17 protein-coding genes are annotated in these 15,182 nt (G+C 39.4%); 12 read left to right on the top strand and 5 right to left on the bottom strand.

Annotated elements, in window-relative coordinates; genetic code table 11:
• Window positions 1-170 precede the first annotated feature (170 nt).
• From KH400_RS28490 to KH400_RS16530, 5 genes are read right to left on the bottom strand one after another with little or no spacing between them, the layout of a single operon-like run.
• The gene (locus tag KH400_RS28490; RefSeq protein WP_438821125.1) at window positions 171-311 is read right to left on the bottom strand and encodes a hypothetical protein; all 141 of its coding nucleotides are present in this window, start codon (window positions 309-311) and stop codon (window positions 171-173) included.
• 49 nt (window positions 312-360) lie between these two features.
• The gene (locus KH400_RS16545) at window positions 361-984 is read right to left on the bottom strand and encodes a Phenylacetic acid catabolic protein (RefSeq protein ID WP_217226441.1); all 624 of its coding nucleotides are present in this window, start codon (window positions 982-984) and stop codon (window positions 361-363) included.
• Window positions 981-1,223: a hypothetical protein gene (locus KH400_RS16540; protein WP_217226439.1), complete on the bottom strand. Its 243-nt coding sequence runs from the start codon at window positions 1,221-1,223 to the stop codon at window positions 981-983. The genes KH400_RS16545 and KH400_RS16540 overlap by 4 nt, the downstream gene beginning before the upstream one ends.
• A complete protein-coding gene (locus tag KH400_RS16535) occupies window positions 1,220-1,549 on the bottom strand; it encodes a metal-sulfur cluster assembly factor (protein WP_217226437.1) in 330 nt (109 codons plus the stop codon). The genes KH400_RS16540 and KH400_RS16535 overlap by 4 nt, the downstream gene beginning before the upstream one ends.
• 1 nt (window position 1,550) lies before the next feature.
• Complete coding sequence (locus KH400_RS16530; RefSeq protein ID WP_217226435.1) at window positions 1,551-2,483, bottom strand: Phenylacetic acid catabolic protein; 933 nt, start codon at window positions 2,481-2,483, stop codon at window positions 1,551-1,553.
• A 573-nt stretch (window positions 2,484-3,056) separates the two neighbouring features.
• On the opposite strand from KH400_RS16530, the gene KH400_RS16525 reads away from it, so the two are divergent.
• From KH400_RS16525 to KH400_RS16470, 12 genes are all read left to right on the top strand, one after another.
• Window positions 3,057-3,854, top strand: a complete 798-nt coding sequence (locus tag KH400_RS16525; protein WP_217226433.1) for an enoyl-CoA hydratase/isomerase family protein — start codon at window positions 3,057-3,059, stop codon at window positions 3,852-3,854.
• Between the two features lie 111 nt (window positions 3,855-3,965).
• Window positions 3,966-4,412 carry an acyl-CoA thioesterase gene (locus KH400_RS16520; protein WP_217226431.1) on the top strand — a complete coding sequence of 149 codons (447 nt, stop codon included), beginning with the start codon at window positions 3,966-3,968 and terminating at the stop codon, window positions 4,410-4,412.
• A 114-nt stretch (window positions 4,413-4,526) separates the two neighbouring features.
• Entirely contained in the window at window positions 4,527-5,402 is an 876-nt protein-coding gene (locus tag KH400_RS16515) for a PaaX family transcriptional regulator (protein ID WP_217226428.1), read from the top strand.
• Window positions 5,403-5,407: 5 nt separating this feature from the next.
• Window positions 5,408-6,634: a benzoate/H(+) symporter BenE family transporter gene (locus KH400_RS16510; RefSeq protein WP_217226426.1), complete on the top strand. Its 1,227-nt coding sequence runs from the start codon at window positions 5,408-5,410 to the stop codon at window positions 6,632-6,634.
• 101 nt (window positions 6,635-6,735) lie between these two features.
• Window positions 6,736-7,713 carry an NAD(P)H-dependent flavin oxidoreductase gene (locus KH400_RS16505; protein WP_217226424.1) on the top strand — a complete coding sequence of 326 codons (978 nt, stop codon included), beginning with the start codon at window positions 6,736-6,738 and terminating at the stop codon, window positions 7,711-7,713.
• Between the two features lie 24 nt (window positions 7,714-7,737).
• On the top strand, window positions 7,738-8,508 hold the full coding sequence (locus tag KH400_RS16500; RefSeq protein ID WP_217226422.1) for an enoyl-CoA hydratase/isomerase family protein: 771 nt from the start codon (window positions 7,738-7,740) through the stop codon (window positions 8,506-8,508).
• A 13-nt stretch (window positions 8,509-8,521) separates the two neighbouring features.
• Window positions 8,522-9,511: an MBL fold metallo-hydrolase gene (locus tag KH400_RS16495; RefSeq protein ID WP_246589744.1), complete on the top strand. Its 990-nt coding sequence runs from the start codon at window positions 8,522-8,524 to the stop codon at window positions 9,509-9,511.
• A 348-nt stretch (window positions 9,512-9,859) separates the two neighbouring features.
• Complete coding sequence (locus KH400_RS16490) at window positions 9,860-10,717, top strand: 3-hydroxyacyl-CoA dehydrogenase NAD-binding domain-containing protein (RefSeq protein ID WP_217226420.1); 858 nt, start codon at window positions 9,860-9,862, stop codon at window positions 10,715-10,717.
• Entirely contained in the window at window positions 10,707-11,456 is a 750-nt protein-coding gene (locus tag KH400_RS16485) for a 3-hydroxyacyl-CoA dehydrogenase family protein (protein WP_217226419.1), read from the top strand. The genes KH400_RS16490 and KH400_RS16485 overlap by 11 nt, the downstream gene beginning before the upstream one ends.
• The gene (locus KH400_RS16480; protein ID WP_217226418.1) at window positions 11,453-12,652 is read left to right on the top strand and encodes a thiolase family protein; all 1,200 of its coding nucleotides are present in this window, start codon (window positions 11,453-11,455) and stop codon (window positions 12,650-12,652) included. The genes KH400_RS16485 and KH400_RS16480 overlap by 4 nt, the downstream gene beginning before the upstream one ends.
• A gap of 11 nt (window positions 12,653-12,663) precedes the next feature.
• Window positions 12,664-14,142, top strand: a complete 1,479-nt coding sequence (locus tag KH400_RS16475; protein WP_438821124.1) for an aldehyde dehydrogenase family protein — start codon at window positions 12,664-12,666, stop codon at window positions 14,140-14,142.
• 220 nt (window positions 14,143-14,362) lie between these two features.
• Window positions 14,363-15,160: an enoyl-CoA hydratase/isomerase family protein gene (locus tag KH400_RS16470; RefSeq protein ID WP_217226415.1), complete on the top strand. Its 798-nt coding sequence runs from the start codon at window positions 14,363-14,365 to the stop codon at window positions 15,158-15,160.
• The last annotated feature ends 22 nt before the right edge of the window (window positions 15,161-15,182 follow it).

Genomic DNA, 15,182 nt, shown 5'->3' with positions numbered 1-15,182 from the left:
AGGGGATGGTTCAGTGTTAACCATTCTTTTTTGTGTGGATTAACTCAATATATTAATATTGTTATTGATAGCATTATTTTAAAATTGATAACCATTAAAGAAAAGTAAAAGAGAAAAAATGACTCAAAGCATTCGTCAAAATACCTTGAGTCACCTTTATTATTATCGATTTATACATTTCTAATTAGTTTCTTTGAGTGATCACGGTGTTCATTTTGGCCTTCATCTCTCCAGCGGATGTATTCAAAAACGCTTTTGCAATCGTTACAATAAAACTGTCTGACGAGCTGTGCAGTTCCAAATGGGGCCATGATTCTCACATTTTCTGATTCACAGAAGGAACAGAAGGGTGCTTCAGTTTTAGCCGACATTCGTAACCGCTCCTTCACCTTTTACTTGTTCAATTGTTTCTTGAAACCTTTTAACAAGGTTGTTTTGGACAACAAAGTTGCTTAACTCACTGTTTGATTCTACGTCTTTGATCCACTGTTCGACTTCAGGAAGAGCTTGGTTTAAGTCTTCTTTAAATTTCTTTGGTACACCACCTTCATCATTGATTAATTTTAGTGCCCATCCTTCAGAGAAGACACAATGCTCTTTATGCTCTAAATATAATTTGTTAATATTCGCTGCGATGTCCGCATCGCCTGAATCCATCATCGCTTCCATCACTACATCCATAGCCACGTTTACGGTATATAAATTGGCAATTAATTTAACCCAGCCATCAATCGCTCGAACTTCACTAAATGATTTTCCTGTTTCATTTGTGATTTCTGGCTTTTTCCCTTTAATTCCGTTTAAAGTAAATCCCCAATTGTATAATAAGCGTGCATGACCTAATTCACCTTGTGCCATTGCGACTGAGGCAAGTGTAGACTCAACGTCCGGACCACTAAAGCCAACCTCAACTAAGCGATCCCCTAAAACATATTTATTATCTGCGATTGTTTCAACCAATTGAATTAATGCGCTGTTACTCATACCACTTCAGCTCCTTTTACGCGAGATTGATAGTTCATAACCCCATCTGATAGTTTCACTTGTAAGAAATCGTCTTTTTTGACAACGAACATTTCAAACCAATCTTCTTCGTCATAGGTATAGTTGGCATACACTTTTGCTAAATTGTCTGAGTCAGCGTCGACAGATCCGATGAATAAAAGGTCATCCCCTCGTTTAATTCTTGTAAATACGTAATATTCAGACTTTTGATTTATCATTTCGTGCTTACCCCCCAATGTTTCAGCTGTTCTTTTGCTTTATCACTTAAACGGTCAACAGTCCAAGCCGGCTCCCAAACGACATTAATATTGACGCTTTGAACATCATCTTCTTCTAAAATGCGGTTTTCGATATCGCTTTCAATCCATTCCATACATGCACAAGAGGAAGCAGTGTAGGTCATTTTGATATCAACAGTTCCCTCATTTGCTTTAATATCGTAAATCAGACCCATATCGACGACACTAACTGGGAATTCTGGATCCATCACTTCAGTAAGCGCTTTCCAATATCTTTCTTCTGGTCTTGTTGCTGTTTCTGTCATCCTAAACCACTTCCTTCCTTAGATTTTCTAGCTCTAAATGTCCCTTTCTAACTCGTTCAACAAACTCTTTGTTTTGCGGGCCGCGTGCTTTAAATCGTTTGATTACGCCCTCCCAAGTATCTGGTTTATCAAAGTTCCATTTCTTGTTCTCAACATCAAATTCACATGGGAATGGTACTTCTAACACATACTTTTCTTGTTCTTCATCATAATGCGCTGGCACTTTGACGCCGATCTTTTCACAGAATGGTACGGCAGTTGATAACCAGACTTGACGCAGTTCATCATTTGTTTTTCCTTTTAAACTATAGTCTAATTGCGCTGACCGACTCTTCATTCCATCTGCAACACCGAAGAATTCAAGAGCCATTAGGAACATCCAATCAACCGCTTCTTGAACTTGTTTAGCAGTTTCAGGTTTCTTCATCGCATTTCTCATAATCACTTCACCATTACGAAGGTGGAATAGTTCTTCCTTATCTACTTTTACAAGTGCTCGTTTCCAAGGTCCGTATGTTGTGTGTTGGTATGCATCACCAAGAAGGGTATAGCCTGCACGGTCAAAAAATGCATTAAAGACACCTAGTTCAACCCAGTTATCAAGTTTGAAATCAAATGCATATGGATTTTTCCAACGGTTTGGCTCACGTCCAAACATTAAGCTTTGAACATCTTCCCCTAGGTCTTGTAATAAACGCCAAGCAATATGAGCATGACCAATTTCGTCTTGCATGACGGCAAGTGCTGTAATCTTCAAGTTTAGGCTTGGCGCTTCTTCATAGACCGTTAACAGTGGAGGAACACTTAATAATTCAGTGTCAGCTACGATCGTTAACGTCTGTTTTAGTGCCTGAAAATACTCATCATTCATATCTTCTTTTCCTTCTAAAATAAATCCCTTGTCAATTTTTTCTAATAATTCTTCCCTGTTCATAACATTACACCTCATTTATATGAATTTTATTATGTTTTTTATATGTCCGTCTGTATAACATAATATAAAGTAGTTCAAATATTCTGTCAAGTGAAAATATTAGATTTAGGCTTATCCTTTTTTGGATAAAGACTATGACTTAAGAAAACTGGGGTCCCTTTTTTTCATTTAAACCGTCTTTCTTCTTATATGGAGGTAGAGCGTAAATCTTACTAGAGAAATTAGATTTGCTATCTAAACAAGAAAATAGGTGTCTATTTTGTTAAAGAGTCTGTTCAAAAAGGGGTATTTTTTCCTTTTTAAACACTCACTTAAATAAAAAAATATCCAGTGTTCGGGATCGGTAGCTTCTTATATATAATCCCTTTTTTCATGATGACGAGATAGTTAACAACAAAAAAAAGTTATTAATATGAAAAACAAAGATAATGGAAGAAAAACAAAGGTATAAGGGTGTTAACCTCAGATAATCCCCTTATTTGGATATTTGAAAATTTTTAGAACATTATGTATATTATGTATAACAGACGAAAGAAAAAAAACCATAATACAAATTATTAGGAGGAATTTAATATGACAACAGCATCTTTAAATACGAAAACGCTTACGGTGAAAAAAGCAAATGGGATCGCAGAAGTGCATTTACATGTAAACAAAACAAACTCTTATGATTTGGAGTATTATCAAGATTTAAATGCAGCGATTGATGATATCCGTTTTGATAACGACATCAAAGTTGCGATTCTTATGAGTGATGTTCCAAAATTCTTCTCTGTAGGGGCAGACATCAATTTCTTAAAATCAGCTGAACCACGCTTTAAAACACAATTCTGCTTATTCTGTAATGAGACGTTAGATAAGATTGCACGCTCTCCACAAATTTGGATTGCATGTCTTGAAGGACATACAGTTGGTGGCGGATTAGAAATGGCACTTGCTTGTGACCTACGCTTCATGGGTGATCAAGCTGGACAAATCGGACTTCCAGAAGTAAGCCTTGGGGTACTAGCAGGTACAGGTGGTACACAACGTCTTGCACGTCAAGTGGGTCATTCAAAAGCATTAGACCTAAACATCACAGGTGAAACGGTATCTCCTCAAGAAGCAAAAGATATCAACCTTGTAGACCGTGTCTTCCCTCAAGAGGAAACACGTGAGAAAACGCTTGAATATGCAAGAAAGATTGTAAATAGCGCAACGTATGCAACATCAAATATTAAGCTATCGATCATGAACGGTAAAGAAATGCCATTAAACGTAGCGATCCGCTATGAAGGTGAACTTCAAAACTTATTATTCCGTTCACAAGACGCTCAAGAAGGTCTAAGTGCATTCATTGATAAGCGTCAACCTGAATTCAAAGGCGTGTAATTCGTTAAGGTTCATACTTAAAAGAATGGCGATATCGGTCAACAACTGGTATCGCCCTTTCTACTAGTTACAGCTGCAAAAAATGAAGCAGATAGGAGAGGGGGAAAAGTAGTGAGAAGCAATGAATTTCAACTACGAGTGAACTGGGGCGATACAGACAAAGCGGGGATCGTATACTATCCAAATTACTTTAAATGGTTTGATATCGCGGGCCACCAATTTTTTAGAAGCTGTGAGCTATCTCCGTTAGATTTAGAAGAAAAGCACGGAATCATTTTGCCACTACTTGATGTTCATTGTACATTTGAAAATCCATTATTATATGATGATATCATTACGATCAAAACATCTGTGGAAGAAATCAATAATAAAACCATTAAGTTATCCCATCAAATCTTTAAGGGCGATACTAGAACAGGTGTCGGTCATGAATTAAGAGGATGGGTGAAACAACAGGATAACGACATTAAGGCCGTGCCGATCCCAGAAGATGTGATTAGTATTTTAAATGAAGATATACAGAATATAAGTAGCAAAAATCCTTGGTTAAGCGCCTAGTTCCTCCTGAAATTTCAATTTAATAACTTTTATAAGAAAACAATTGCAAAACATTGAAAATTCATCTACGTTTATATCAGTGATAGAAATGAACTTAGTTTGGAGTGAAGACTGTTGAAGCCTAGGTCACTGATGTACACACTTTATGGGGAATATATTCAATATTATGGAGGAGAAATTTGGGTTGGAAGCTTAATTCAGTTAATGAGTAAGTTCGGTATCTCTGAATCTTCTGTTCGAGGCGCCATTTTTCGTATGGTGCAAAAAGATCTATTACAAGTAAGGAAGATCGGAAATAAAAGCTATTATACGGTTACTGAGATTGGAAATCGACGAGTGGAAGATGGGGTTAAAAGGGTTTATTCGATTAAGAACCATTATTGGGATGGCTATTGGAGAATCTTAACGTATTCGATTCCAGAGGAGAAGCGTGAATTACGAAACCAAATCCGAACAGAGTTGAACTGGACTGGCCTGGGGATGATTGCTAATAGCACATGGATTAGTCCAAACCCAGTCGAAAACCAAGTGCTTGAAATGATTCAAACATATGGTCTACAGGAATATACGACACTGTTTACGTCTTGTTCTATTCTTACACATGATAATGAAGATATCATCAGTAAAGGATGGGATTTAGATAGTATTGCCCGGGAGTACGATTCTTTTATTGACAAATACCGACCTATATTTGAAGAGTTACGTGAAAAGGGATTAAATAATGAATTAACCGATGAAGAGTGTTTTGTCAAACGGACAGAGCTTGTCCATGAATACCGTAAATTCTTATTTAAAGATCCAAGTTTCCCAAGTCAACTTTTACCAGATAATTGGTCGGGAACCAAAGCTTCTGAATTGTTTTATAATATTCATCAACTGTTATCAGAGCCATCCGTTCGCTTTTTTGAATCTTTATTTGAAGCTGCTCCTGATAAAGAGGTTCAACCAGATCGAGAAAAAGCGTTAAATCCTTTTGTTGCTATCTATTAATACCAGTGAAAGGAGAGACGATTATACAAACGAAAGTAGAAGAAAATGAACAGACAAATGTATACCTACCGCTATTTGCAAATGGCGGGATCGCATGGCTCTTTGGTGTCACAGGACCTTTACTATTAGTCATGCAGTCAGCGGAAATGGGGAATTTAAGTAGTGAGATTACAACATCATGGATTTTCTCTATTTATGTGGTCGGCGGATTCCTGACAGTTATTTTATCAATCTATTATCGTCAACCAATCGCTGCGGCCTTTTCTATTCCTGGGGCTGTCCTTGTGGGTACCTCTTTAATGAACCATTCTTTTTCAGATGTGGTCGGTGCCTACTTAGTTACGGGAATCTTCATATTGATACTAGGCTTATCTGGCGTGATTCATAAGGTGATGGAACGACTACCAACACCGATTATGATGGGGATGGTGTCTGGAGTTTTACTCCCCTTTGGAATTGATATCTTTCTATCCATTTCATCTGAACCAATAATAAACGGGATAGCATTTATCGTATTTTTAGTTATTTCTTATTTTAGTACATTAGCCAAGCGTCTCCCACCTATATTAGCTTCGATGATCGTAGCGGGTATTCTCGTATGGTTAGTTGAGCCGTTTCCACTCCATGATGTTTCGGTACATATCTCTCAACCCCAATTCTTTTTGCCTACATTTAATCTTCAGGCTATCGGAGAATTAGTGATTCCGCTCGCCTTAACAGTGATTGCGATCCAAAATTCACAAGGCATTGGGGTTTTAAAAAGTTTAGATTACACGCCACCCATCAATGGCATGACCAATTGGAGTGGTATTGGTTCGATCATTAATGGTTTTTTTGGTGCTCATTCTGCCTGTATTGCAGGGCCAATGACAGCCATTATCGCTGATGATTCCTCAGGAGCAAAAGAAAACCGTTATAAGTCAGGTGTGATTATGGGCGTGATGTGGATCATTTTTGGATTATTTGCATCCGTAGCGGTAGCTGTCATCAATATGATTCCAATTTCAATTATTCAGTTATTAGCCGGATTAGCCTTACTCAGCGTCTTAAAGAAAAGTCTAGAAATGAGCTTCGCAAATCGTTACAAAATGGGCGCTCTGTTTGCGTTTATGATCACCATGTCAGGTGTGACCTTCTTAAATATCGGTGCACCGTTTTGGGGGATTGTTGGGGGCGTTCTAATATCATTAATCTTTGAGAAGAATGATTTTAAACAACGTGCACTATCATAATTCAGAATATTCTTAATTTTATTTGTTTATTAGTGTTGAGTAACTAGATGTATTCGGATAAAAGTGGCTTCGAGGAAAACTAAGACAGTGAGGTGAATGCTATGATAATGAATCGAGTTTCTGACCTATTAGGTGTTCGGTACCCGATTATTGAAGGCGGGATGGCCTATGTCGGTAATGGAGAATTAGCAGCAGCTGTTTCAAATGCTGGTGGATTTGGACAAGTCGCAGTGTCAGGACGAAATCCCGATAATTTTAGAGAACAAATAAACATTGCTGCAACAAAAACAAAAAAGCCATTTGGCGTAAACATCCCGATTAGTGGCTATTTCTCCCACTACAATGAATACTTCGAGATTATTAAAGAGAATAAGGAACACCTTCATGCTGTTAGCTTAGGTTCTGGGGACCCGCGGCCGTTTATTCCATTTTTTAAAGAACTAGGGCTGAAAGTGATCGTCATTGTTGGGACGGTGAAACATGCCATCAATGCCGAAAAAGCTGGAGCAGACATCATTGTATGTGAGGGATTTGAGGCCGGTGGCAGAAATAGTCCTTATGAGCTAACCTTATTCAGTTTAGTTCCACAGGTGATAAAGGCAGTCAATGTACCTGTTGTCGCAGCTGGTGGGATTTCAGATGGATCAGGGATGGTGGCTGCGATGGCACTAGGAGCTGAAGGTGTACAACTAGGCACAAGATTTATTGCGACGAAAGAATGCCAAGCGCACGAGGATTATAAAAAGCTTTTAGTTGAAGCGAATGATCAATCAACGACTGTCATTGAGCGGAGCGTCGGTGGGGCCAATCGCGTGATCAAAAATGAGTATGTTCAACAAGTAGCTGAAGTTGAAAAAGGAAACCTCACTCCTGGAGAGCTCTACCCATATATTAGTGGATTTAAAAATAAAATCGCTGCGTTAGAAGGAAAGTTGGATGATGGTTGGGTTCATGCTGGCCAATCCGTCGGACTAATCGGTTCAATTGAAGGTGTTGAGGATGTCATTCAACAAATGGTACATGAAATGCAAGAAACAAAAGAGCGGCTTCAAGGATCTCTAGATAAACAACTTTTATAGATAACCAATGGAGGGAAAAGAATTATGAAAACGTATCAAAATATTAGCTTTGCTGTTGAGGAGAACATTGGATTTTTAACACTCAATCGACCACCATTAAATGTGTTAAACATGGAGATGATGGAGGAGATTGTTGATGTATTAAAGGATATCTGCGATCAACCTGGATTAAATGGGCTAGTGATTCGTGGGGAAGGAAAAGCGTTTTCAGCAGGTGTTGCGGTGGAAGATCATCTCGGTGATAAAGCGGAGCCAATGATCCATGTCTTCCATAAAATGTTTCATCTTCTCCTAAAAGTTCCATGTCCGACCATCGCTGTCGTTGAAGGCGCAGCACTCGGAGGAGGATGTGAAATCGCGACATTCTGTGATATTTCCATAGCGGCAGAAGAAGCCAAGTTTGGGCAACCAGAAATTAATCTTGGTTTATTTCCACCTGTCTCGGTTGTCGTCTTCCCATGGTTAACAGGGGTCAACAAGACCATGGAGTTGTTGTTAACGGGTAAAACAATAACCGCTCAAGAAGCTCAAGCATGTGGGCTTATTAATCAAGTGAAAAACAGAGACGAGCTAGAGGGAGAACTAGAGGAGTTACTAGCAAACCTACGAAGTAAAAGTCCATTGGCTCTACAAGTGACTCGACAAGCCGTACGTGAAGCGATGGCCACAACATTTGCAGCCTCATTAGGAAAGGTCGAGCAAATTTATTTAAATGATTTAATTGATACAGAAGATGCACAAGAAGGATTACATTCATTCTTAGAAAAAAGAAAACCTCAATGGAAAAACGCATAAGGGGTGAGAGCCTTTGAACATTCAAGAGATTAGGAAAGGGTTATATCGAATCGGTATTCCTGTTCCATTTCCAATGAAGTATGTGTATTGTTACCTCTTTCGATCGGGAAACGAGGCTGTCCTTCTTGATGTTGGTTTTAATTATCCGAAAGCCAAAGAAGCTTGGAATGATATTTTTCATGAGTTAGACCTTACGCCAACACAAATTAAAACGATTTATTTAACCCATTTTCACCCCGATCACTCGGGCCTTGCCGGATGGATGCAAGAGTTAACAGGGGCGCCCATTTATATGCATCTAATCGATATCGCGATGTTTAAGAGGGTTTGGGAAGAGGATAGTACGCAATCCATAAAAGTAGGTAATATGTCACTAGCCAACGGTGTTCCGAACCAATTATCAAAAGATATTGTCAAACATATGGATGACCTTCAAAAACACGTTCGTCCGCTTCCTATATTAACACCATTAAACGATTCACACGTAGTGATCGATGGAGATACTTGGGAAGTCATTCATACACCAGGACATAGTGATGGGCATATATGCTTTTATCAAAAAGACGAGCAGTTATTACTTGTTGGCGACCATATTTTAGATAAAATCACGCCGAATATTAGTCTGTGGCCAGAGTCAGATCCAAATCCTTTGGTGCACTATCTATCTTCCTTGGAAAAAGTAAGGCAGTTAGATGTGAGAATCGCATTATCTGCTCATGGCGATATCATTGAAGACGTATCTACACGTATCGATGAGTTAATTCGTCATCATCAATCCCGTTTAGACGGCATGCTAGGTGCGGTTCAAAAGTCGACAGCCTATGAAGTAGCTAAGGAAACCTTTGACTATAAAACGTTAACACCACATCAATGGCGATTCGCAATGGCTGAAACGTTAGCCCATCTTGAATACTTAGTGAATGACGGGAAGCTTACAAAGCACTATGTTGATGAATCTGTTAATGATCAAAATGAACCAATCCATTACTATGAATGTGTCTAATGGATAACTAATCGCTGATTTGTAACCCCTATATAACAATATAAATAACTTTTATGAGCATAGGATTGCTATTTCGTTGCCAATTCTATGCTTATTTTAGAGCAAATAACTTTTTAGTTCCGACCTATTTTAAAAATGTTATGACCTAGTTTACAGCCAGATAAACAACATTATAAACGTAAATAATATGCGGTCGTCAAAAAAACATAACAAAACCAATTGACAGAAAATTTATAATATTGTATATTTGCAATTGTAGACGAAAGTTTAAAAAACGTAATAGGATTTTCGTTTTGAGGTAACGATCTGTTAGGTGTCAACCGAACACGTTGAGAGGTGTAGGAGAAAATGAATATTACGACGATTGGAGTTATTGGATCGGGGACGATGGGAGCTGGGATTGCACAATTATCAGCACAGCAAGGATTTCAAGTGGTTCTTTACGACTTAAATCAAGAGATCCTTACCCAATCCCTTACGATTATATTTAAACGCTTAGATCGGTTGGTCGAGAAACAAAAGATTTCCGATGTGTCTTGTACGGCGATGAAAGAGAGCATTCGAACAACAACGGTGATTGCAGATTTGAATGAATGTCAGGTTATCATCGAAGCTGCCCCTGAGAAAATCGAGATCAAACGAGACATTTTTAAACAGTTAGAAGAGCATTGTTCACCCGAGACCATTTTTGCGACAAATACGTCATCCTTATCGGTGACTGAAATTGGAAGCCATGTCGAATCCCCTAGTCGGGTTGCGGGAATGCACTTTTTTAATCCTGCACCTTTGATGCCGTTGGTAGAACTTGTGAAAGGTATTCAGACATCACAAGAAACCATCGACATTCTTAAGGAACTAGCGACGTCCTTACATAAAAGCCCAGTCATCTGCGAAGATACACCTGGTTTTATCGTCAATCGAGTTGCTCGACCTTATTACAACGAAGCACTCAGAGTGATGAAGGATCAAATCGCATCCGTTGAGCAAGTCGACAACATCATGAAAAAAGCTGGGAAGTTTAAGATGGGACCGTTTGAACTGCAAGACTTAATCGGAATCGACGTGAACTTCGCAACAACGAAGACCGTTCATGGCAGCTTTTTTAATGAAAGTCGTTTTCGCCCTCATTATTACCAGGAACGAATGGTTCAATCGGGGCGGTTAGGTAGAAAGGCCAAAGGGGGATTTTATAGCTATGAGTCTTAATCTGATGATTCTAGGCGACAACCATTTATCTGAGGTACTAACTGATAAATTCTCAGAGATTGAGGATGTTCAAGTGATTGATAGCACTTCCCCTTTAGAAAGCAATATTGATGTTGTCATTGAAACAACAAATCTAGATATTGAAAAGAAAAAGCAACAATTACAATCGGTTGAACGTCATGTGTCTGCAAGCACTTTGATCCTCACAACAGTATTAGGAGTAACCGCAACTGAGGCGGCTTCTTGGTTAGAAACCCAAGAACGATTGGTAGGGTTTGCGACATTTTCCAACCTTGATGACATTGATTTAATTGAAATAACTCCAGCTTTACAAACAAAAGCAGCAAGCGTTGACCACGCTAAAGAAGTATTTGCGCGGATAGACAAAGAAACGGAAGAAGTTGAAGATGGAGTTGGACTTGTTTTCCCAAGAATTTTAGCGATGATTGTAAATGAATCAGCCTTTGCACTTGCAGAAGGAACGGCTTCCGCAAAAGACATAGACATCGCGATGAAACAAGGCACAAACTATCCGTTAGGGCCATTAGAGTGGGCTGAAAAAATAGGGATCGATGACGTTTATGCCATCCTTGTTGGCTTAAATCGAGATCTTGGTGAAGAAAGGTATCGTCCCGCTCCGCTGTTGAAAAAGTTAGTGCTTGCTGGTTGGACGGGTGAAACAGCCGGACAAGGGTTTTATTCCTTTCAAAACAGGGGCGAAAAGGAGAAAGTCAGATGAGCGAAGCAGTTATTGTTGATGCAGTACGAACACCCATCGGAAAATATATGGGGTCGTTAAAAGATACGCGAGCTGATGACTTAGCCGCCCATGTCATTCAAGAGATTTTAAAAAGAAATCCGATCAATCATGGTTTGATTGAAGATGTGCTCTTTGGTTGTACCAATCAGGCCGGTGAAGACAATCGAAATGTGGCACGTATGGGATTGTTATTAGCAGGTTTACCTGAAGCAGTTCCTGGTGTGACTGTCAACCGCCTATGTGCATCAGGATTGGAAGCAGTTAATCAAGCGACCGCAGCGATCAAATCGGGAATTGGTGATATATTTATCGCTGGTGGTACAGAAAATATGACGCGTGCCCCTTATGTCATGATGAAACCACAATTAGGTGGCCCAAGAGGAAATCAAACATTACATGATACAACCATAGGCTGGAGATTGGTTAATCCTAAACTGGCAGAAGCTTATCCACCCATTAGTCTAGGTGAAACAGCTGAGCTAGTGGCAGAAAAGTATCAGGTTTCAAGAGAAGAGCAAGATGAATTTGCTTGTATGAGTCAAGAAAAAGCAGATCAAGCGATTAGAAATGGCAAATTTACAGATGAAATTGTGCCAATTGGGGTCAAAACAGGGAAGAAAGAGTGGGGCACGTTCGAGCAAGACGAACATGTCAGAGCCAATACGACACAAGAAAAACTATCAACCTTAGCGCCCGCCTTTAAAGAAGGCGGTACAGTGACGGCTGGTAACTCCTCAGGAATTAACGATGGTGCAAGTGCATTGTTGATGATGAGCGAAGAAACAGCCGAACAATTAGAGTTAAAGCCTCTAGCAAGAGTCGTAACGTCAGCGGCAGCTGGTGTTGATCCGTCCTATATGGGGATCGGTCCTATCCCGGCGACACAAAAAGCTTTAAAAAGAGCAGGACTCTCAATAGGTGATATTGATTTAGTTGAAATTAATGAGGCCTTTGCCTCTCAGTCTATTGCTAGTGTTAGAGAATTAGGAATCGACCCGAACAAGGTGAATGTGAATGGCGGAGCGATTGCATTAGGTCACCCATTAGGGTGTAGTGGTGCAAGAATCGTGACGACTTTAGTTCATGAAATGAAGAAGACCGATTGTCGATATGGGTTAGCCACAATGTGTGTTGGAGTCGGTCAAGGTGTCGCAACAATTATTGAAAAGGTATAGGTGGGAGAATGATGTTAAAAGATACGTATCAATTATTAATCAATGGTGAGCACGTTGAAAGTAGTAACGGAGAGTTTTTTGAAGCGTATAACCCCGCTACAGGAGAAGTACTAGCACAAGTCGCAAAAGCAACAAAAGAAGATGTTGATAAAGCAGTTTCTGCTGCGAGAACAGCCTTCGATTCAGGTAAATGGCCAAAACAAACAGCAGCTAAACGCGCTCGTCTCTTAAATAAAATTGCAGACATTATGAGAAGTCGTTTTGAGGAGATTGTTCGCATCGAAGTGTTAAATAGCGGAAAAACAGTTGCTGCTGCTCAAGGGCAAGTAATGCAAGCGATTGAAGATTTTGAGTTCTATGCAGGTGTCGCTATAACTAGTGGTGGGAAAACAAATCCTGTCCCTAACGGATTCTTTAACTACACGTTAAAAGAACCTGTAGGCGTCTGTGCTCAAATTATTCCGTGGAACTACCCAATGATGATGGCTGCATGGAAGATTGCACCGGCATTAGCTGCTGGTTGTACAGTGGTCTTAAAACCCGCAAGCCATACACCAATTACCGCTTACATTCTAGCAGATATTTGTCATGAAGCGGGAGTACCTGCGGGGGTTGTCAATGTACTAACAGGTAGTGGCTCAGAAATTGGTCCTTACTTAACAGAACATGAAGACGTAGATAAAGTGGCCTTTACCGGGGAAACCGAAACAGGAAAAGACATTATGTCTAGGGCTTCAGATACATTAAAACGTGTCACACTAGAATTGGGTGGAAAATCGCCAAATATTGTTTTTGATGACTGTGATATTGATGGAGCTGTTGATGGTTCATTATTCGGTATCTTCTATAATACAGGGCAGTCATGTGAGGCAAGGTCTAGATTGTTTGTTCATGAAGATATCTATGATGAGTTTATGGATAAGTTTGTTAGCAAGGCGAAACAACTCCGTGTTGGTGATCCTTTTGATAAAAATACCCACATTGGGGCAGTCATCTCCGAAGGACACGAAAAAGTCATTGATGATTATGTGAAACTAGCAGTTGAAGAAGGCGGAGAAGTTGTTTATGGAGGGAAACGTCCAGAGGGTGAAGAATTTAAAGATGGTCATTGGTATTTACCAACGATTATTACAAATGTCACCAATGATATGAGAATTGCCCAGGAAGAAGTCTTTGGCCCAGTGGTTGTTGTGATGACATTTAAAGATGAGAAAGAAGTGCTACAACGTGCCAATGATTCTATTTTCGGCTTAGGATCAGCCGTCTGGACAAAAGACCATGGAAAAGCTCATCGTATAGCTGCTGGTTTAAAAGCAGGTATTGTCATGGTGAACAATCCAATCTCTGCGTTCCCAGGTACTCCATTTGGAGGCTATAAACAATCAGGGTTTGGTCGCGAGCTTTGTGTCGAAACTCTTGACCTTTACACGGAAACAAAGAGTGTACTCGCATATACAGGTGCCAAGCCAGTAAATATGTTTGGTTTATAAAATAAATCTGTACGTCGTTAACGAGCCTTTATAGCGTTACTATTTTACTTTTACCATTTAACAATATACACATATTTATAAATTTTCTTAAAGTCACAACCAGTTCAAGGGGTTAAACAACTGGATCTGGTTGTGATGCTCTTATAAATTATTGGAATATTTACAATAGTATCATTATTGATATTTGAATAAATTTTTATACATTTAGGAGGAATTTATTATGACAACAGCATCTTTAAATACGAAAACGCTTACGGTGAAAAAAGCAAATGGGATTGCAGAAGTGCATTTACATGTAAACAAAACAAACTCTTATGATTTGGAGTATTATCAAGATTTAAATGCAGCAATTGATGATATCCGTTTTGATAACGACATCAAAGTTGCGATTCTTATGAGTGATGTTCCGAAGTTCTTCTCTGTAGGGGCAGACATCAATTTCTTAAAATCAGCTGAACCACGCTTTAAAACACAATTCTGCTTATTCTGTAACGAGACGTTAGATAAAATTGCACGCTCTCCACAAATTTGGATTGCATGTCTTGAAGGACATACAGTTGGTGGCGGATTAGAAATGGCACTTGCTTGTGACTTACGTTTCATGGGTGATCAAGCTGGACAAATCGGACTTCCAGAAGTGAGCCTTGGGGTATTAGCAGGTACAGGTGGGACGCAACGTCTTGCACGTCAAGTGGGTCACTCAAAAGCATTAGACCTAAACATCACAGGTGAAACGGTATCTCCTCAAGAAGCAAAAGACATTAGCCTAGTAGACCGTGTCTTCCCTCAAGAGGAAACACGTGAGAAAACGCTTGAATATGCAAGAAAGATTGTAAATAGCGCAACGTATGCAACATCAAATATTAAGCTATCCATCATGAACGGTAAAGAAATGCCACTGAACGTAGCGATCCGTTATGAAGGTGAGCTTCAAAACCTACTATTCCGTTCACAAGACGCTCAAGAAGGTCTAAGTGCATTCATTGATAAGCGTCAACCTGAATTCAAAGGCGTGTAATGATTAAGGTTCACCTTTAAAA

Source organism: Desertibacillus haloalkaliphilus, assembly GCF_019039105.1.
In the GTDB taxonomy this organism is placed as follows: domain Bacteria; phylum Bacillota; class Bacilli; order Bacillales; family KJ1-10-99; genus Desertibacillus; species Desertibacillus haloalkaliphilus.
This window is presented reverse-complemented; position numbering and strand designations above follow the sequence as displayed.